This is a genomic window from Sphingobium sp. FG125, assembly GCF_057809795.1.
Window position 1 is genome coordinate 41,942 of sequence record NZ_JBMDKQ010000007.1, and the last position, 19,046, is coordinate 60,987.

General features: G+C 65.7%; 19 protein-coding genes. 12 read left to right on the forward strand and 7 right to left on the reverse strand.

Going from position 1 to position 19,046, the window contains the following annotated elements:
- Positions 1-156 precede the first annotated feature (156 nt).
- The gene (locus ACODSR_RS08435; RefSeq protein WP_489075816.1) at positions 157-2,007 is read left to right on the forward strand and encodes a TonB-dependent receptor plug domain-containing protein; all 1,851 of its coding nucleotides are present in this window, start codon (positions 157-159) and stop codon (positions 2,005-2,007) included.
- Between the two features lie 37 nt (positions 2,008-2,044).
- Here ACODSR_RS08435 and ACODSR_RS08440 read toward each other — a convergent pair whose 3' ends face one another.
- Complete coding sequence (locus tag ACODSR_RS08440; protein ID WP_489075523.1) at positions 2,045-2,860, reverse strand: ABC transporter substrate-binding protein; 816 nt, start codon at positions 2,858-2,860, stop codon at positions 2,045-2,047.
- Positions 2,861-3,051: 191 nt separating this feature from the next.
- Here ACODSR_RS08440 and ACODSR_RS08445 point away from each other — a divergent pair, with 191 nt between their 5' ends.
- A complete protein-coding gene (locus ACODSR_RS08445) occupies positions 3,052-4,047 on the forward strand; it encodes a FecCD family ABC transporter permease (protein ID WP_489075525.1) in 996 nt (331 codons plus the stop codon).
- Positions 4,041-4,874 carry an ABC transporter ATP-binding protein gene (locus tag ACODSR_RS08450; RefSeq protein WP_489075527.1) on the forward strand — a complete coding sequence of 278 codons (834 nt, stop codon included), beginning with the start codon at positions 4,041-4,043 and terminating at the stop codon, positions 4,872-4,874. Before ACODSR_RS08445 ends, ACODSR_RS08450 begins: the two co-directional genes overlap by 7 nt.
- A 67-nt stretch (positions 4,875-4,941) precedes the next feature.
- Here the strand turns inward: ACODSR_RS08450 and ACODSR_RS08455 are convergent, their stop codons facing one another.
- Complete coding sequence (locus ACODSR_RS08455; RefSeq protein WP_489075529.1) at positions 4,942-6,147, reverse strand: penicillin-binding protein activator; 1,206 nt, start codon at positions 6,145-6,147, stop codon at positions 4,942-4,944.
- A gap of 11 nt (positions 6,148-6,158) precedes the next feature.
- Between ACODSR_RS08455 and rsmI the strand changes: the two genes are divergently transcribed.
- From rsmI to ACODSR_RS08475, 4 genes are all read left to right on the forward strand, one after another.
- Positions 6,159-7,001: a 16S rRNA (cytidine(1402)-2'-O)-methyltransferase gene (gene rsmI, locus ACODSR_RS08460; RefSeq protein WP_489075531.1), complete on the forward strand. Its 843-nt coding sequence runs from the start codon at positions 6,159-6,161 to the stop codon at positions 6,999-7,001.
- Positions 6,998-7,351 carry a YraN family protein gene (locus ACODSR_RS08465; RefSeq protein ID WP_489075533.1) on the forward strand — a complete coding sequence of 118 codons (354 nt, stop codon included), beginning with the start codon at positions 6,998-7,000 and terminating at the stop codon, positions 7,349-7,351. Before rsmI ends, ACODSR_RS08465 begins: the two co-directional genes overlap by 4 nt.
- Before the next feature lie 134 nt (positions 7,352-7,485).
- Positions 7,486-8,460 carry a glutathione synthase gene (gshB, locus tag ACODSR_RS08470; protein WP_489075818.1) on the forward strand — a complete coding sequence of 325 codons (975 nt, stop codon included), beginning with the start codon at positions 7,486-7,488 and terminating at the stop codon, positions 8,458-8,460.
- A 117-nt stretch (positions 8,461-8,577) separates the two neighbouring features.
- Positions 8,578-9,177: a DedA family protein gene (locus ACODSR_RS08475; RefSeq protein WP_489075535.1), complete on the forward strand. Its 600-nt coding sequence runs from the start codon at positions 8,578-8,580 to the stop codon at positions 9,175-9,177.
- Between the two features lie 96 nt (positions 9,178-9,273).
- Here ACODSR_RS08475 and ACODSR_RS08480 read toward each other — a convergent pair whose 3' ends face one another.
- The gene (locus ACODSR_RS08480) at positions 9,274-10,167 is read right to left on the reverse strand and encodes a tyrosine recombinase XerC (RefSeq protein ID WP_489075537.1); all 894 of its coding nucleotides are present in this window, start codon (positions 10,165-10,167) and stop codon (positions 9,274-9,276) included.
- A 249-nt stretch (positions 10,168-10,416) separates the two neighbouring features.
- On the opposite strand from ACODSR_RS08480, the gene ACODSR_RS08485 reads away from it, so the two are divergent.
- From ACODSR_RS08485 to ACODSR_RS08505, 5 genes are read left to right on the forward strand one after another with little or no spacing between them, the layout of a single operon-like run.
- Positions 10,417-11,292, forward strand: a complete 876-nt coding sequence (locus tag ACODSR_RS08485) for an MBL fold metallo-hydrolase (protein ID WP_489075539.1) — start codon at positions 10,417-10,419, stop codon at positions 11,290-11,292.
- Positions 11,277-11,996, forward strand: a complete 720-nt coding sequence (locus ACODSR_RS08490) for a DUF4230 domain-containing protein (RefSeq protein WP_489075541.1) — start codon at positions 11,277-11,279, stop codon at positions 11,994-11,996. The genes ACODSR_RS08485 and ACODSR_RS08490 overlap by 16 nt, the downstream gene beginning before the upstream one ends.
- 33 nt (positions 11,997-12,029) lie before the next feature.
- Complete coding sequence (gene nadA, locus ACODSR_RS08495; protein WP_489075543.1) at positions 12,030-13,016, forward strand: quinolinate synthase NadA; 987 nt, start codon at positions 12,030-12,032, stop codon at positions 13,014-13,016.
- Positions 13,016-13,864, forward strand: a complete 849-nt coding sequence (gene nadC / locus ACODSR_RS08500) for a carboxylating nicotinate-nucleotide diphosphorylase (protein ID WP_489075545.1) — start codon at positions 13,016-13,018, stop codon at positions 13,862-13,864. The genes nadA and nadC overlap by 1 nt, the downstream gene beginning before the upstream one ends.
- Complete coding sequence (locus ACODSR_RS08505) at positions 13,857-14,699, forward strand: ribonuclease T2 family protein (RefSeq protein WP_489075547.1); 843 nt, start codon at positions 13,857-13,859, stop codon at positions 14,697-14,699. The genes nadC and ACODSR_RS08505 overlap by 8 nt, the downstream gene beginning before the upstream one ends.
- Here the strand turns inward: ACODSR_RS08505 and ACODSR_RS08510 are convergent.
- From ACODSR_RS08510 to ACODSR_RS08525, 4 genes are all read right to left on the reverse strand, one after another.
- Entirely contained in the window at positions 14,696-15,118 is a 423-nt protein-coding gene (locus ACODSR_RS08510) for a DUF4112 domain-containing protein (protein WP_489008490.1), read from the reverse strand. The two genes, ACODSR_RS08505 and ACODSR_RS08510, sit on opposite strands and share 4 nt — an antisense overlap.
- A 25-nt stretch (positions 15,119-15,143) precedes the next feature.
- The gene (locus ACODSR_RS08515; protein ID WP_489075549.1) at positions 15,144-16,640 is read right to left on the reverse strand and encodes an ABC transporter substrate-binding protein; all 1,497 of its coding nucleotides are present in this window, start codon (positions 16,638-16,640) and stop codon (positions 15,144-15,146) included.
- Positions 16,641-16,703: 63 nt separating this feature from the next.
- A complete protein-coding gene (locus tag ACODSR_RS08520) occupies positions 16,704-18,302 on the reverse strand; it encodes an ATP-binding protein (protein ID WP_489075551.1) in 1,599 nt (532 codons plus the stop codon).
- The gene (locus ACODSR_RS08525) at positions 18,271-18,975 is read right to left on the reverse strand and encodes a response regulator transcription factor (protein ID WP_294133525.1); all 705 of its coding nucleotides are present in this window, start codon (positions 18,973-18,975) and stop codon (positions 18,271-18,273) included. Before ACODSR_RS08525 ends, ACODSR_RS08520 begins: the two co-directional genes overlap by 32 nt.
- Positions 18,976-19,046 lie beyond the last annotated feature (71 nt).

The window sequence follows — 19,046 nt, forward strand, 5'->3', positions numbered from 1 at the left end:
ATGGTCATGGCACGGTGGTTTTCCGTCGAGCGACGCTGTGCGGCCGGGGCCGCATCGTGCCGTGCGGCGGGGGCTGGCGTCATCCCGCATCATGGCGCGACCGTTTGCGCGGACGCCCCGGCCTTGAAGTCGCAAATGACGCTCAGGGCTTATATCATGATAAAAACAGGGATTTCTCTTATCGCGCTGCTGGCGGCTACGCCCGCATTGGCGCAGGACGATAATATCGTCGTCACCGCGTCGGGCATTGAACAGTCGCGGGACGAGGTGGGGCAGGCGATCACCGTCATCGACGCGCAGACCATCCAGACGCGGCAGGCGGTCGATGTGGTCGATCTGCTGGCGACAACGCCGGGCGTGCGTTTCAATCGTAACGGATCGGTCGGCGGCGTGACCGGCGTATCGCTGCGAGGCGCGGAAACGACGCAGACTTTGGTGCTGATCGACGGGGTCAAGGTCAACGATCCCAGCGGCATTGGCGATGGCTATGATTTCGGCCATTTGCTGACCGGCAATATCAAGCGGATCGAGGTGCTGCGCGGCTCCAACTCGGTGGTGCATGGCAGCCAGGCGATCGGCGGCGTGGTCAACATCATGACCGGCGTGCCTGCCGACGGCTTCGGCGCCAACGCCTCGGTCGATTATGGCTATAGCGATACATTGAATGCCAAGGCGGATGTGTCCGGCACCAGCGGCATCGCGTCGGGCGGGGTGGGCGCGGCCTATTTTCGCACCGATGGTATTTCGTCGGCGGCGGGCGGCACGGAAAAGGACGGCTATGAAAATATCGCCACCAACGCCCGGCTGAAACTGGCGTTCAGCGATGCGCTCAGCCTCGACCTGCGCGGCTATTATATCCATGCGGACCTCGACACGGACGGCTTCCCGGCACCCACGTATGCGCTGGCGGACACGGCGGAAGTTTCAATCACCGACCAATATGTCGGCTATGCGGGCGTCAATCTGGCGCTGCTGGATGGCAAGTTGACCAATCGCGCGGCCGTTACCTGGATGCGCAACGATCGCGACTATTATTCGGTTCGCGGTGCAAATCCTGATTACGGGTATACCGGCACCAACCTGCGTTTCGAGTATGAGGGCGTTTACGCCCCGGTCGATCAGGCCAAATTGGTGTTCGGCTATGAGCATGAGCGGCCCGACTACACATTCTATGACGCCTTTTCGTCAGGCAGTTACAAGATCAATATCGACAGCGTCTATGCGCTGGCGATCGTCAAGCCCCTCACGGGTTTGGCCGTTACGGGCGGTGTGCGTCATGATGATCATAGCCAGTTCGGCGGCGCGACTACCTTTGGCGCGAACGCCAATTATTCGCCCAACAACGGCGCGACCAATATTCGCCTGAGCTATGGCGAAGGCTTCAAGGCACCGTCGCTGTTCCAGCTTTACAGCGACTATGGCAATGCAGCGCTGCGTCCTGAGCGGTCTAAAAGCTATGATATCGGCTTTGACCAGAGTCTGGACGATGGGCGGGCGATCCTGTCGGTGACGGCGTTCCGGCGTGATACGACCGATCAGATCAACTACGACGCTTCGCTTCCGCCCTTTGGTCGTTACAATAATATCGACCGCACCCGCGCCAAGGGGGTGGAGGCCAGCATCGCGTTGAAGCCGGTGGACGCGCTGACCGTGACCGGCAGCTATAGCTATGTCGATGCGCGTGACCGGTCGGGCGGGATCACGGATGGCAACCGCCTGCCGCGCCGCGCGGTCAACGCGGTCAGCGTCTCGGCGGATTATGTCTGGTCGTTCGGCCTGTCGACTGGTGCCACCGTGACGATGGTGGGCGACAGTTTCGACAATGCGTCCAACACCCGTCGTCTGGACGGCTATGCGCTTGCCGGTTTGCGCGCCTCGCTGCCGCTGGGCGAGCATCTGGAAGTCTATGGCCGCATCGACAATCTGTTCGATGAAGCCTACGCCACCGCCTATGGCTATGGCGTCTATGGCCGCTCCGCCTTTGGCGGCGTGCGTGTCCGCTTCTGATACGAAACAAGGGGGGATGGGCGCGCTGCCCGTCCCTTCACCTGCGCGCGTTCAACCGCGCCGTGATGGCCCGCGCCGCCTGCACATAGGCGGGGCCGCCGCACACGGTCCAGCTTTGCGGCAGGCTGATGCGCGGGATGGCCTTGATCGCGGGATGCTGGAGCATTTCGGTCCCCTGATCGACCACCGCTTCGCTGCCGCTTTCGATGATCAGCCAGTCGGGCCGCGCCGCGACCATCGCCTCCAGCGGCACCTGCGCCAGCGCAGGCTTGCCGAGTTTCGCGGCCAGGTTTGTGAGGCCCACCCGGCGCATCAGGTCATCGACCAGCGTGCCGGTGCCGGTCATGTAACCGCGCCGCTGATAATAGGCCGCGACCCCACGACGCTTCGCTTTTGGCAGCGCGGCCAGTTCGCGGTTCATGTGCGCGATCAGCTTTTCGCCACGGTCGACATGCCCGACGGCGCGCGCCACCTGCCGTATCTGGTCCAGGATTGCGCCATAGCTGTCCGCGCTGGCCAGACCCAATGTTGTCCATTGCCCCGGCGGCGCACCGGCGACCATATTCGGCCCGATGGGATAGCCCAGGATCAGGTCGGGCCGGATCGCCAGCACCTCCTCCGAAGCGCGGCGCAGCACCGGAAGCCCAAGCGCCTTGTCCGCTGCCGCCGACAATTCAGGATCGCGCGCATTGCTGCTGAGCGCGGCGATCTGCCCCTTGTCCGCCAGCGCGATCAGATATTGGTCGGCGCAGACATTGAGCGAGACAATGCGGCGCGGCGCGGCGTGAGCGGTGCCGGTGAGCGTCAGGGCGGCCAGTGCGGTGATCACGGTCTTGACGGTCATAACCCACATTCTGAAATTTGCATGTTTCCTAACCTCAATCCTCCCCTGCAAGGGGAGGTGGCAGCACTCAGTGCTGACGGAGGGGTGTCCTGCTGTCGAGAGGGCGACACCCCTCCGTCTGGCTGCGCCAGCCACCTCCCCTGCAAGGGGAGGATTGTTTCGGTCGAGATTCACCCTAGCCAACGCTACGGTGCGCGCAAGTGACCGCGCGCCGTCATCCCCTGCTCATCCCGTCGCTCCTGCTTCTGCTCATCGGCGCGGCCATCGGCTCCGTGATGCTGGGCGCGGTCGCGATCAGTCCTGCACGGATATGGGCGGTGTTGACGGGTGGCGGCGATGACGTTGCCCGCGCGATCATCATCGACCTGCGCCTGCCGCGGCTGCTGCTTGGCCTGCTGGTCGGCGCGATGCTGGGCCTGTCGGGCGCAGCCTTGCAGGGCTATCTGCGCAATCCGCTGGCCGAACCCTCCGTGCTGGGCGCGTCCAATGCGGCGGCCTTGGGCGCGGTGTGCGCGCTCTATTTTGGGCTGAGCGCCCTGCATCCGCTGGTCCTGCCGCTGCTGGCGATCACAACGGCCCTCATCGCCATTGCCGGGCTGTTCCTGCTGGCGGGTCCATCCGAAAGCCCGCTCACCCTGATCCTTGCCGGCATCGCGGTCGCGACGCTGGCGGGAGCGGGGATCAGCCTGTCGCTCAACCTGTCGCCCAATCCGTTCGCGGCGATGGAGATTATGAGCTGGCTGATGGGCAGTCTGGAAAATCGCAGCTATGTCCATGTCAGTGTCGCCCTGCCCTGCATCGCCATCGGCGCGGCTTTGCTGCTGGCGGACGGGCGGACGCTGGACGCGCTGACATTGGGGGAGGAAGGCGCGCAGGCGCTGGGCGTGAACCTCAACGCCGCGCGGTTGCGGATGATGCTGGGGGTCGCGATCGGCGTGGGCGGCGCGGTGGCGGTGTCGGGCGCGATCGGCTTTGTCGGCCTGATCGTGCCGCATATCGTTCGTCCGCTGACGGATCGGTCGCCCTCGGCGGTGCTATGGCCCTCGCTGCTGGGTGGCGCGGTGCTGCTGACGCTGGCCGACATTGGCGTGCGGCTGATCCCCTCGGTCAATGAATTGAAGCTGGGGGTCGTCACCGCGATACTCGGTGTGCCGGTGTTCCTGATCCACCTGATGCGGGAGCGGCGGCTATGGTGACCCTGGCGGTAGAGGGATTGTCGGTCCGGCTTGGCCGTCATGCGGCGGTGCGCGATGTGAGCGTGACGCTGGTGCCGGGGCAGCTGGTCGGCATTATCGGTCCCAATGGCGCGGGCAAATCCACGCTGATCCGGGCGATGCTGGGCCTCGCAAAGGCGCAGGGCGGCCGGGTGCTGATCGACGGGCAGGATGTCGCGCGGATCGACCGGCGGGCGATAGCGCGCGCCATCGCCTATCTGCCGCAGGGCCAGACATTGCACTGGCCCTTGAGCGTCGAGCGACTGGTGGCGCTGGGGCGGTTGCCGCATCTGGGACCGCTATCGCGCCTGTCGGACGAAGATGAGGCCGCGGTCGAGGCGGCAATGGCGCGGGCCGATATACTGCATCTGAAGGGCCGTATCGCCACCGAATTGTCGGGTGGGGAGCGGGCGCGGGTGTTGCTGGCGCGGGCGCTGGCGGTGGGCGCGCGGGGGCTGATCGCCGACGAGCCACTGGCGGCGCTCGATCCCGGCCACCAGATCGACGTGATGGACCTGCTGCGTGACGAAGCGCGCGGCGGGGCGCTGGTGGTGACGGTGCTGCATGACCTCAGCATGGCGGCGCGCTGGTGCGACCGGCTGCTGCTGATGGACGGCGGCGCGCTGGTCGCCGACGGCGCGCCGATGGAGGTGCTGACCGAGCAGGCGCTGGCGGATGTCTATGGCATCACCGCCTGCATCGATCCGGGCAATGGCTGGCCGTTGATCCTGCCGACCGGGCGGGTAAAAAATCCTCCCCCTGTGGGGGAGGTGGATGGCCGCAGGCCAGACGGAGGGGTGTCACCCTAACGAGAGGGCGACACCCCTCCACCACCGCTACGCGGCGGTCCCCCTCCCCTTGCAGGGGAGGATGTTTTTATTCCGCGAAGCTGCGGGGGGCGGGCGCGATGACCGTGACTGCTCCCGCTCCCACTTCGGACACTTCCAGCGCGCGTTCGGCGATCCCGGTGCGGCCAAAACGGAATGCGCCGTCAATGCCGGAAAAGCCGCCCGAATCGCGCAGGCGCGTGGCGGGGAAGGGGCTGCCCGGTTTCCAGTCCTGCGCGATCCGCACGGTCAGCAGCACCGAATCATAACCCAGCGACGACAGGCGGAAGGGCGACGTGCCGTAACGGGCGCGATATTTGCCCGCCAGTTGCCGGTAGAGACTGTCGGACACGCTGGCGAACCAGGCGCCGCGCAGCACTGGGCTGGCGGCCAGCGTGCCTTCGGTATTCCACAATTCGGTGCCGAGCAGGCGGGCGGTCGCGCCGCCATTTTTGCGCACGATCGGCGCGACCTGGAGCGCGACCCTGCCGCTGTCGGCGATCAGCAGTGCGTCATAGCTGGAGGCGGCCTGCAACTTCTTGACCGCTGCGGTGATCGATGCCGGGCCGCGGTCGAAATTCTGCATCGACACGACTGTGCCGCCCGCCTGCTCGACCGCGCGCAGCAGCGCATTGCCCGCCCGTTCGCCATAGGTGCCGCGCGGGATGAGCGCGGCGAATCGCGACAGTCCCTTGTCGCGGGCGAAACCGACGACTCGCTCGATCGACTGGTTGGGGTTATAGCCCATGATATAGACGCCGTTGCCCGCCGCGCTGGCATCGTTGGAGAAGCTGATCACCGGCACATTGGTGCGCGCGGCGATCGGCCCGACGATACGGGCATCCTCGGCCAGCAAGGGGCCAAGGATCAGGCGGTTGCCTTCGGCCAGCGCGCGGTTCGCCGCCGCCGCCGCGCCAAGGGCGGTGTCATAGGTGGTGATGCGGATCTTGTCGGTTTTGGTGTCCATCAGCGCCAGCGTGGTCGCGTTGGCGATCGACTGGCCGACCCCGGCATTGGGACCGCTCATCGGCACCAGCAGCGCGACGCGGTGGCGCAGCGTGTCGGTCGGCAGGCCTTGCGTCACGTCCGGGCCGCTTGGCCCAACCGGGCCGGTGGGGGTAGTCGGCGCTGGTCCCTTGGGCACGATCGACTGACAGGCGGCGAGCAGCAACGTGCCTGCTGCAAAGGCGATTCGCGCGTCACGCTTCAATGAAGCGAACAAGTCCGCTTGCCGGGAGGCATCCGTCTCTGTCATCTGGCGTCCTTATGGAAACTCAATCTTCGGGTCTTGAACCTGGGCTTTATATCGTCGCGGGGCCGATCGGCAACCTTGGTGACCTTACCCCGCGCGCGGCGGAGGTGCTGCGGCTGGCGGACGTGGTCGCCGTGGAAGATACACGGGTGAGCGCGCGGCTGTTGCGCCATGCAGGCTCTGATCGGCCAATGCTGCCCTATCATGACCATAGCGGCGAAAATGTGCGGGCGCGGCTGGTGGAGCGGATGGCGGGCGAATCGGTGGCGTTGCTGTCGGACGCGGGGACGCCGCTGATTTCCGATCCGGGCTATAAGCTGGTGCGCGATGCGCGCGCGGCCGGACGGCGGATCACGACCCTGCCCGGTCCCAGCGCGGCGATTGCAGCGCTGACGCTGTCGGGCCTGCCGACCGATCGCTTCCTGTTCATGGGCTTTCTGCCCAGCAAGGCCAAGGCGCGCGGGGATGCGCTGGACGAGGTGGCAGGGCTGCGGGCGACGTTGGTGTTCTACGAAAGCGGCCCGCGCCTGTCCGAAAGCCTGTCCGCCATGGCCGCCCATCTGGGCGACCGCGAAGCCGCGGTCAGCCGGGAAATCAGCAAGACGTTCGAGGAAACCGCCTGCGGGACGCTGAGCGAACTATCGGCGCGCTATGCCGACGCGCCGCCCAAGGGGGAGATTGTCGTGACTGTCGGCCCGCCGGGCGACGCGCCGCCCGCCAGTGCCGAGGATGCCGACGCGGCATTGCTGGAGGCACTGACCCGGTTGTCGGTGTCGAAAGCGGCAGGAGAGGTTGCCAAGAAATTGGGGCTGGACCGGCGGACGCTCTATGACCGGGCGACGGAATTGAAGGGGTGAGACGCGAATCCGCCGAACGACGCGGGCGTCAGGCCGAGCGGATCGCGGCCTGGTGGCTGCGGCTGAAAGGCTGGCAGATTGTCGGGCGGCGGATGCGCACGCCTGCGGGCGAGGTGGATCTGGTCGCGCGCAAGGGCGCGATGCTGGCCTTTGTCGAGGTGAAGGCGCGCGCCACGGCGGCTGAACTCGATCTGGCGATCGACGAACGGCGATTGCGCCGGGTCGCGGCGGCGGCGGAAATTCTCTGGCATGATCTCGCTAAAGCGGGCGATGACATGCGAATCGACGTCATCCTCCTTGCGCCGGGGCGCGCGCCACGCCATCTGGCCAATGTCTGGCATGGGGGGTGATGTGCCGCTCCCCAAAACCGTTCGGGCTGAGCGAAGTCGAAGCCCTCGCCTGAGCGCCAGCGAAGGCAAAGCACCTCGCTAACGCTCGGCGGAGCCCTTCGACTTCGCTCAGGGCGAACGGAAAAGGAATGAAGATGACGCAACTCAACCCCCTGGCCGTCGCCGTGCAGATGGACCCGATGGAGGGCATCAAGATCGCGGGCGATTCGACCTTTCACATCATGCTGGCGGGGCAGGCGCGGGGGCACAGGCTCTACCATTATCTCGCCACGGACCTCACCTATCGCGATGGCCGGGTGCTGGCCAAGGCGCGGCCCGTGAAGGTCCAGAAAGTGGAGGGCGACCATTTCGCTTTTGGCGAGGCGGAGATGCTGGACCTGGGCCGTGATGTCGATGTCGTGCTGATGCGGCAGGACCCGCCGTTCGACCTGAGCTACATCACCGCCACCCATTTGCTGGAGCGGGTGCAGGCCGAAACGCTGGTGGTCAATGATCCCGCCAGCGTCCGCAATGCGCCCGAAAAGCTGTTCGTGCTGGACTATGCCCGCTTCATGCCGCCCACCATGATCACCCGTGATCTGGCCGAAGTGCGCAGTTTCCTGGCCCAGCATGGCGAGATTGTGGTCAAGCCCCTCTATGGCAATGCGGGCAACGCCGTGTTCCATGTCGACGCCAAAGGATCGAATCTTTCCGCGCTGGTGGAAATCTTCAACGCGTCATGGGTTGAGCCGTTCATGGTTCAGGCCTTCATCCCCGGCGTTGCCCAAGGCGACAAGCGTATCGTGCTGATCGACGGTGAAGTCGCGGGCGCGATCAACCGGATTCCGGGCGCGGGTGAAATCCGATCCAATCTGGCAGTCGGCGGATCGGCGGCCAAGACCGTGCTGACCGACAAGGAACGCGAAATCTGCGCGGCGATGGGACCGGAGCTGAAGGCGCGGGGCCTGCTGTTCGTGGGGATTGACGTGATTGGCGGCGAATGGCTGACGGAGATCAACGTGACCTCGCCCACCGGCATCGTGGCGATTGATGCCTTTGATGGCACCGATACGGGTGGGCTGATCTGGGACGCGATCGACGCCCGGCTGGCGGCACGGGCGGCAGATTGATTTTGATTGATCATCGTCATGCCAGCGGACGCTGGCATCTCTCTTCCTCCTCCGCTGTGGACAAGAAAAGTGAGATCCCGGCCTTCATCGGGATGACGGGGCGGGGATGCTGAACCCATGACCGACTGGGTTCTCCGCCTGATCGACGCGGGCGGCTATTGGGGCATTTTCGCGCTGATGGTGCTGGAAAATGTCTTTCCGCCGATTCCGTCGGAATTGATCATGGGCATTGGCGGCATCCGCGTGGGTCAGGGCCGGATGGCGATGGAGTGGTTGCTGTTGGCGGGGACGCTCGGCACCACGGTCGGCAATTATTTCTGGTATATGGTCGGCCATGTGCTGGGCTTTGGCCGGTTGAAGCCCATGGTCGATCGTTATGGCCGCTGGGCGACTTTGGAATGGCGCGATGTCGAGGCGCTGGACCGGCTGTTCGGCAAATATGGCCAGATCGTCGTGTTCGTGTTCCGCTTCATGCCCGCGCTGCGGACCATGGTGTCGCTGCCCGCCGGCCTGTTTCGCATGGGGCATTTGAAGTTTCTGGCGTGGACCGCGGGCGGGGCGCTGATCTGGAACATCATCCTGGCCTATGCCGGTTTCGTGCTGGGCAAGAATTTCAGCGAGATCGACAAATATATCGGCCCTGCCGCGACGGTGTGCGTGGTGGGGGCGGTGCTGGTCTATCTGTGGCGATTGGCGACCTGGCGGCCCAAGGGCTGATACGCGAAATGGCACCGCCTCCGTTCGTTTCGAGCGTGTCGAGAAACCGTAGCGCTACAGTTTCTCGACACGCTCGAAACGAACGGAAATAGGGGTTCAGGCGCGGGGATGGGCGTTGCGATAGACGTCCATCAGATGCGCGGCATCGACCTGGGTATAGACCTGCGTGGACGACAGGCTGGCATGGCCCAAAAGCTCCTGCAAACTGCGCAAATCCGCGCCGCGTCCCAGTAAATGGGTGGCGAAGCTGTGGCGCAGCGCATGGGGCGTGGTGCGGTCCGACAGGCCGAGCCGTCCGCGCGCGCCCTGCACCGCGCGACGGATAAGCGCAGGCGAGAGCGGGCCGCCGCGCGCGCCCCGGAACAGCATTTCCTCGCGGGTCATCGGGTAGGGGCAGAGCGCCACATAGGCGTCGATCGCGGCGCGGACCTGCGGCAGCAGCGGGACGACACGCATCTTGTTGCGCTTGCCCGTCACACGCAGGGTTTCGCTTAAGGGCAGCACCGCGCCAGTCAGGCCCATCGCTTCGCCGATGCGCAGCCCCGCGCCATAGAGCAGCAGCAACACCGCCCAGTCGCGCGCGCCGATCCACGGTTCGCGTGCGCCCTCGGCAATGTCCTGCGCCAGTGCGACGGCTTCGTCGGGGGAGATGGGGCGGGGCAGGCCGCGCTTGGTGCGGGGGCCTTTGAGCAGCGGGACGCGGGCTTCCTCGCCCCCGATGAAGCGCAGGAAACCGCGCACGGCCGACAGTTCGCGTGCTGCCGACAAATTGCCGATGCCGTCCATCCGCCGCGCGGTGAGGAAGGCGCGAAGGTCCGCCTGGCTGATCTGCGCCAGCAGCGGGACGGTGACTTGCGCGCCATGATGCGCCTCCAGAAAGGCGACCAGCCGCTCGGCGGTCGCGACATAGGCGCGCACCGTATGGGTCGATCGCCGCCGGTCGAGGCTGAGATGATGACGCCAGCGTTCGATAAGGTCTGGGGAGGGCATATGGCCAGTCTAGGGCAGGCGCGGAAAAATAGGAAATGGCGGGCTTAACTTCGCACATTTCCCGGCAAATGAGACATAAAAGAACAATATAGAGACGTTTTATTACTGTGCTGAGAGGTTGGGAACTGCCGGGCGAGCAGCGGGCCGGGGCCGACGATGGGAAAGAGCCGTGGCGACAACTTAGCAGCAGCGGGGCCAATAGGACAGGCGCGGCCTTGAAATCCGGCGGGAAATAGGCACATGGGAAGCATGGCACCCCCTTTTGATCTGGCCGACCTGCCGACCGGCGTGGCGATGCCGCTGTCGCAGCTGGTGGCGCGGGTGCTGGCGCCCAATCCGTCACCCTTCACCTTTACCGGCACCCAGACCTATGTGGTCGGCGCGGGCGACGTGGCGGTGATCGATCCCGGCCCGGACGAGGCGGACCATCTGGCGGCGCTGATGGCGGCGATTGCCGGGCGGCCTGTCGTGGCGATCGTCTGCACCCATACCCATCGCGACCATAGCCCCGCCGCGCGGCCCCTGAGCGCCATGACCGGCGCGCCGGTGATCGGCTGCGCGCCGCTGACGCTGGATGATGACGGGCCGCGCGCCGATGCGGCGTTCGACGCGGCCTATCGCCCGGACCGGGTGCTAGCCGATGGTGAGCGACTGACGGGTGACGGCTGGACATTGGAGGCGGTGGCGACGCCGGGGCATACGTCCAATCACCTCTGCTTTGCGCTGGTCGAGGAACAGGCGCTGTTTACCGGCGATCATGTCATGGGCTGGTCCACCAGCGTGATTTCGCCGCCCGATGGCGACATGGCCGATTATATGCGGTCGATGCAGCGGCTGCTGGAGCGCGAGGATATGGTTTATTATCCCGCCCATGGCGAACCGATCGACAATCCGCAGCGACTGGTGCGCGGCATGATGGGGCATCGCAAGCAGCGCGAGGGCCAGATATTGCGCTTTCTGGAGCGCAATGGCGACAGCGTCATCCCCGACATGGTGGCAGAAATGTACAAGGGCGTCGATCCGCGCCTGCACCCCGCCGCTGGGCGATCGGTGCTGGCGCATCTGATTGATCTCAACCAGCGCGGGATCGTGCGCGCGGCGGACGGCCTGTGGCAGATGCGCTGAAACGCTATGCCGGGCCGGTTGCGGTCGGGCTGCTGCTGCTGTTCGTGGCCGGCGCGATGTGGCTGGGCTGGCAGCGCTATGACCGCGATTATGTCGTCGCGGTCGAGGAGGACGGTTCTGCCGTCACCAAGGTGATCGCGGCCAAGCTATCCGGGGTCAGCAGCCTGAAAGTCTCCGAACTTAACGGCACGATCCAGAGCAGCGCGCAGGATGTGCGCGGCTTTGGTCTGCTGAAATCCGATCAGGTCGTCAAAATGCCCTTCTCGGTCGATTATTTCGTCGATGTGAGCAAGCTGGACGCGGGCGATCTGGAATGGAACGGGCAGACCCGCACGCTGATCGTCAATGCGCCGGACGTGATGCCGGGCAAGCCCAATGTCGATGAAAGCCGCCGCACTTTGGTGCAGACCAACGGCCTGTTCGTGACCCGGCAGGCCAGCGAGGCGCTGAGCCGCCGCGTGTCCGCCCATGCCCAGAGCCGCGCGCTGGCGACCGCGCGTTCGCCCGAACGCATGGCGCAGGCGCGCGATTATGGTCGCGCGGCGATCGGCAGGCTGATGACGGCACCGCTCACCGCCGCGGGCTATGGCGATGCGCGGGTGATCGTGACCTTTCCGCCGGAACGCAAGGGCAGGAAGGACGAGCAATGGGACGTGACCACGCCGATCAATCAGGTGCTGGCCAACCGGCAACGGCAGCGTTAGGGCGCTCATCAGGGACCGAGGAGTTTTAGGCATATGAACGCTTTTACCGGCATTCCGCAGGGCACCGACCTGCGCGCAGAGATTGAGCGGCTGCGCAAGGAGCGCAACGCCGTGATCCTGGGTCATTATTATCAAAGCCCTGAAATTCAGGACCTGTCCGATTTCGTCGGCGATTCGCTGGAACTGTCGCGCAAGGCGGCGGAGACGGATGCGGACGTGATCGCCTTTTGCGGGGTGCGCTTCATGGCGGAGACGGCGAAGATTTTGTCGCCCGACAAGATCGTCGTGCTGCCGGATATGGATGCCGGCTGTTCATTGGAAGACTCCTGCCCCCCGGCCCAGTTCAAGGCGTTTCGCGAGGCACATCCCGACCATATTGCGCTCAGCTACATTAACTGTTCGGCTGAGGTGAAGGCGTTGTCCGACATCATCGTGACATCCTCCTCCGCGGAAAAAATCCTGTCGCAAATCCCCAGGGAGCAGAAGATCATCTTCGGCCCTGACAAGCATCTGGGCGGCTATCTCAAGCGCAAGCTGGGCCGCGACATGCTGTTGTGGCCGGGCGTGTGCATCGTGCATGAGGCGTTCAGCGAGACCGAGCTGCTCAAGCTCAAAGTCCAGCACCCCGACGCGCCAATCGCCGCGCATCCCGAATGTCCGCCCTATATCGTCGATCATGCCGATTATGTCGGATCGACCAGCGGCATTTTGGACTTCGCCAAGACGATGCCCGGCGACACGCTGATCGTCGCGACCGAACCGCATATCATCCACCAGATGGAAAAGGCGGTGCCGGAAAAGACCTTCATCGGCGCGCCGGGCGCGGACGGCAACTGCAACTGCAATATCTGTCCCTATATGGCGCTCAACACGATGGAGAAACTCTATCTGGCGCTGCGCGATTTGCAGCCGAGGATCGAGATGGACGAGACGCTGCGTCTGGGCGCGAAGAAGAGCCTGGACCGGATGCTGGAAATGGCGAGTGCCACGGTAGGGTTGGGCGATTTGGGCGCGCGGTGATGACCTTCTCCCTCCCCCATTTCGACCTTGCCGCTTTCGTTGCCTCCACCCTCGCCGAAGATCTCGGCCCGGACGGGCGCGATGTCACCAGCGAGGCCGTCATTCCAGCCGATGCCATATTCGACGGGGTGATGGATGTGCGCGATGCGGTGACGCTGGCGGGGTTGCCGGTGGCGGTGGCGTTTTTCCGGGCGCTCGATCCTGATGTCGTGATCGAGCAATTGCGTCAGGATGGCGATCAGGTTGCGGCAGGGACCGACATTTTGCGTATCCGGGGGCGGGCGCGGGCGATGCTGACGGCGGAGCGGTCGGCGCTCAATACGGTGCAGCATCTGAGCGGCATCGCGACGATGGCGCGCGCCTATGTCGATGCGATTGCCGGGACCGGCGCGACGCTGCTGGACACGCGCAAGACCATTCCCGGCCTGCGCGTGCTGGAGAAATATGCGACGCGGATGGGCGGGGCGACCAACCATCGTATGGGGCTGTGGGACGCAGCGATGATCAAGGATAATCATGTCGCGGTGGCCGGGTCGGTCGGCGAAGCGGTGCGCCGCGCGGTTGCTGCGGGGGTTGCGCAGATCATCGTCGAGGTTGACAGGATCGACCAGATCGAACCGGCGCTGGCCGCCGGGGCGACGCATTTGCTGCTCGACAATATGGATGCCGCGATGCTGCGCGAGGCGACGGCACTGGTCGCCGGGCGGGTGCCGACCGAGGCGTCGGGCGGGGTGACGCTGGAGACGATCCGGGCGAAGGCGGACACCGGCGTCACCTATATCAGCGTCGGGCGGCTGACCCAGTCGGCCCCGGCCGCCGACATCGGGCTGGATTTCGCTTATGCTTGAACGGCTGGTCGTGCTGGCGCTGATCGCAGTGCCGGGGACGGCGCTGGCGCAATCGGCCCAGTGCAGCCCGCCTGCCCAGGTCGCCCGGCCCGATTTGGGAGGGCCAAGCGCGAACGAACCCAAACGCATCCTGCCGATCGGCAGCTATACGTTGGCACTCAGCTGGTCGCCGCAATATTGTTCGACAGCAAAGGGCGGGCGCAGCGCGATCCAGTGCGGGGGTCGTAATGGCCGGTTCGGTTTCACCCTGCACGGGCTGTGGCCCGATGGCTTTGGCAAGGACTGGCCGCAATATTGCCGCGCGGCCGATCTGGTGCCACGGCAAGTGATCCGGCAAAATCTGTGCGCGACACCCTCGGTCCAGCTGATCCAGCATGAATGGGCCAAGCATGGCACCTGCATGACGAGCAAGCCGGAGCTGTATTTCAACCTGTCGCGGGCTTTATACCAGTCGATCCGCTATCCCGACATGGGGGCGCTGGCGCGGACGAAGAATTTGACTGTGGGGCAGTTTGCGCAAGCCTTCGCACGCGCCAACCGGGGGCTGAGGCCGGACATGCTGCGCATCACGACGACGCGCGGCAATTGGCTGAGCGAAGTGTGGCTGTGCATGGACCGGGCGATGGAATTTACCCGCTGCCCGGCGCATCAGGGCGGCGCGCCGGTTGCAAGCTATGTTCGGATACAGCCGGGTCCAAACATCCCCAATCCGCGCAGACCCGCGACGCAGACCATGCCACGCGAAGCGCCGGTGCCGGCGCGCAAGCCTGGGCTGATCCTGGACCTTGATCCCAATGTCCAGACGCTGGGAAATGGCGCGGCGGCCAATCCCTAGCGCTCGATCGTCACGGTCGAGGGATGATGCTTGTCGAGATGTTTGCGGATGATGCGCAGGTTGCGGCTGTTCGATCGGAAGGCGAAGTCGAACAGGTCGCCGACGAGGGGGATGGCACCCAGCAGCGTGTCGACCCCGACATTGGCCGACATGCGGGTCAGTTGCCATTTCGACATGCCCAGATTGCGCGCTTCCCAGATCATCCAGATGCCCATCGACGCGGTGGCCAGGTCGCCGATCACCGGCACCAGCCCGACGATGCTGTCGATGCCGACCGGGCGGTTGATACCCGGAACGACGAACAGCCGCTCCAGCACCTCCTCCATCGTTTCGATGCGACGGCGGACCGAAGCAGGGTCGCGGCCAAAGCCCGGCATGGCGCGGGCGCCAGCCTTTGCGGGATCGGGCGAAATCGGCATGGGCAAAGCGTCTCCTGTCTGCACCCTAATTGGTGCGGCGGAACAGATGGTTCAATGGGTGGCGCGCGCGGGGCGAGGGCAGGAAGCCGTTGAGCCGCTTGGACACGAGCGACCAGCGGATCGGCGCGCCGAGCGGGATATAGCCATTATGCGCGACCATCAGCGCTTCGGCCTGTGCGATGCGAGCGGCGCGGTCCGTCGGTGAACTGGCGAGGCTTGCGGCCTGCATCTGGGCATCAGCCTCATTGCTGCAATGGATTTTGCGGGCGCAGCCGATACGGCCCAGATACCAGAGCGCGCTGTCATAGGCGGCGACTTCGTCGATCAGCCGCAGGTCCGCGTCGCTGGTGAGGGGGACGCGGCGGACGGCCAAGCCGATTGCGCCAAGATCGCGGCGCAGCAGCCCGAACAGCAGGGTTGCGCCTGGACCCTGTGGCAGGGCGATACGCAGCGGCGGCGGCACGCCGCGATCGGCGCGCCAGCGGTCGATGGTCGCGCGGGCCTGCGCCCGCCGATCGTCCAGCGACAGCGCGGCCCAGTCTGGCTCGGTCGGTGGTCGGCCAAGGTCAAGCTGGTCGGGGACGATGCGGTTGCTGGTTGCCCAGCCGCCGATGGGCAGCAGCGCGGGAATCTGGCTGCGGTCGATCGCCATGTTGATCGCGGCGCGTACCCCGTCGTCGTCCAGCAGGCGACCCCGACCGGTCACTGCCAGCCCAAGCAGGCCCTGCACCGGATCGGCCCGCACCGCATCGCGATCTATTCCCGCAGGCACCAGCAACGGCAGGTCGGCGAGGCGTCCGCCCAGCACCAGCGCGGCCTGGCGTTCGCGGAAGCGTATGATCGCGAGGGCCGCCCGTTCGGAACGCACCACGCGCGTCTGCCAGGCGGGGACTGGCGTTTCTTCCGGGGCGTCCCCGCCGCTCAGCTGGTCGACAGGGGTCAGGATCACCGCTTTGCCCCAAATCTTGCGGCGATAGGGTCCGGTGCCGCCGTCGCGCGAGACGATGGCCATTTGCGGCTGGGCGAGCATTTGGAGGATATGGGGACGGGCGGCGGCGAGGCGGATTTCGATCACTTCGCCGGTCATCGGGATCACCGCCTGCACCGCGTCGAGCGGTCCGTCCGGGTCGAAGCGGCGCAGCGATTCGATCCGCGCCATCAGCATCCGCGCAACGTCGGGCGCGGTGACGCGCGCGCCATTGGCCCAGAAGGCGCGGCGCAGGCGGAAGATATAGCTCCGTCCGTCATCTTCCACGATCCAGCGCTGGGCGAGCGCGGGCAATATGTCGCCCCTGGCGTCGAACGCGACCAGCCCCTGCGCGGTCGCTTCTAGGATCAGCTTGGCGCCGGGATCGGGCAGATGTTGCAAGGGTTTGGCGAAATCATCGCGGTCGCCCACGACGCTGACGACCACCGGGTCGTTATTCTCGCTGGAACAGCCGCCAAGCAGCGCAAGCAGGCCGGGCAGCGCGGCAAGGGCAAGGCGGTGGAAGCGCCGACGGGGGAGGGGCACGGTCGACATGATGGCCCGCTACCCTAGCCCGCTATCGGGCCGTCGCCAACCGCCATGGCCGGGCGATGGCGATCATTCGGACACCATGCCGGGATCGCGCGCCACCGCCATGGGCAGGTGCAGGATGAAGCAGGCACCGCTCTGGGCGTCCTGCCGGTCGGCGATGCTGATGCGGCCCTGATGGCCGTCGATGATCGAGCGGGCAATGGCCAGGCCAAGGCCGGAATGTTTGCCGAAACTTTCGCCTTCGGGGCGGACGCTGTGGAAGCGGCGGAACACATGCTCGCGCTCCGATTCCGGGACGCCTGGCCCCTCATCCTCAACGCTGACCAGCACCTGATCGTCCGCGACGGTTGCGACGACCTGAACCAGTCCGCCGTCAGGCGAGAAGGAAATGGCATTGTCGATCAGATTTTCCAGCACGCGGACCAGCCGCTGTTCTTCGCCCAGCACCACCGCGACATCCTTGCGCGGGCGGGCGAAGGCGAGGCGGACGCCGCGCGGCACGCCGCGCGCTTCATGGGCGCCGACGATCTTTTCTATGAGCTGGCCCAGATCGATCGGCTCAAACCGGGTGCGGGAGAGTTCCGCATCGACGCGGGAGGCTTCGGCTATGTCGGTCACCAGCCGGTCGAGGCGGCGGACATCATCCTGCGCGATCGCCATCAACTGCGCGCGCAGGTCGGGCCGGTCGACCCGATCGAGCGCATCGAGGGCGGAGCGGAGCGAGGCGATGGGGTTTTTAAGCTCATGGCTGACATCGGCGGCAAAAGCGTCGGTCGCGTCGATCCGTTGGCGCAATGCCTGGCTCATGTCCGACAAAGCGCGCGCCAGCATCCCGATTTCGTCCCGCCGTTCGGGCAGGCGCGGCACGGTGACCTGTCGCGCCCGGCCCAGCCGCACCCGCACGGCGGCGCGGGCGAGGCGCTGGAGCGGCAGCACGATGGTGCGGGCCAGGAACAGCGAAAGCAGCACCGATGCCAGCGCCGCCACGGCCAGCACCATGCCCAGCCGCAGCCGCTCCGCCCGGACGGTGCGGGTGATGTCGCGGGCATTTTCGGTCGCCAGCAGGCTGGTGCCGTCGCGCATCACCATGGCGGCGGAAATCACGAAGGTCCGGTCGGGGGCGTAGCGATTGACCGCCTGCGGTCGCCCGGTCTTGCGCGCCAGTTGCACTTCGGGCCAGGCATCGGCGCGATCGACGGTCGGTTCGGTAAAGTCGGGGGGACGGTCAGCCGATACGACCCGGTCCATCGCCTTGTCCAGGAAGCGGGCGACATGGCGCTGCCAGCCTTCTTCCGACGGCTGGCGCAGGCGATAGCGCGGCGCGTTCATGGCGAAACTGTCGGACAGGCGATGGCCGTCGGGGGCGTAGCGGCGCACCCGGTCGCCGGTCTTGCGCGCATAGGCGGCGATCAGCTGACCCTGCCGTTCGGGCGGGGCGCTTTCCAGCCCGATCGCCAGCAATTGCAGTTCCCGCGCCGACTGTTCCAGCCGGGCGTCGACGATGCGCGTGCGATAGCTGTCGAGATAGAAGAATCCCCCCGCCAGCAAGGCGAGCGCAAAGACGTTGACGGCCAGGATGCGCGGCGTGAGGCTGATCCGCCCGGACCAGCGCAGGCCGTCAGCACCCATGCCGTCACTCTTCGGAGAAGCGATATCCGGCGCCATAGAGTGTGTCGATTGCGTTGAAATCGGAATCTACCTCGCGGAATTTGCGCCGCAGCCGCTTGATATGGCTGTCGATGGTGCGGTCGTCGACATAGACGTCATCCTGATAGGCGGCGTCCATCAACTGGTTGCGGTTCTTGACCACGCCGGGGCGGGCGGCCAGCGTTTCGAGGATGAGAAATTCGGTGACGGTCAGGGTCACGTCCTGCCCGTTCCATTTCACCCGGTGACGCGCCGGGTCCATTTCCAGCCGTCCGCGGATGATCGGGTCGGCGACCGGCTGGTCGGGGGTTTCGGGCGTGCGGCTGACTTCGGCGCGGCGCAGGATCGCGCGGATGCGGGCGATCAGCAGCCGCTGGGAAAAGGGTTTGGAGATATAGTCGTCCGCGCCCATCGCCAGGCCCAGCGCCTCGTCCAGTTCGTCCGCCTTGGACGTCAGGAAGATGACCGGCATCGGGCTTTTTTCACGCAGGCGGCGCAGCAGTTCGAGGCCGTCCATGCGCGGCATTTTGATGTCGAACACGGCCAGATCGGCAGGATTGTCGAGCAGCGCTTTCAGCGCGCCTTCGGGATCGGAATAGACCCGCGTCATGAAGCCTTCGGTCTGGAGCGCGATCGACACGGACGTCAGGATATTCTTGTCGTCATCCACCAGGGCGATGGTTGCTGTCATGCGGCATCCCAGAAATATGTGTGGCCAGGAATATGTGAGGACGGGGGCGACAGAGCGTTAGACCATGCCAG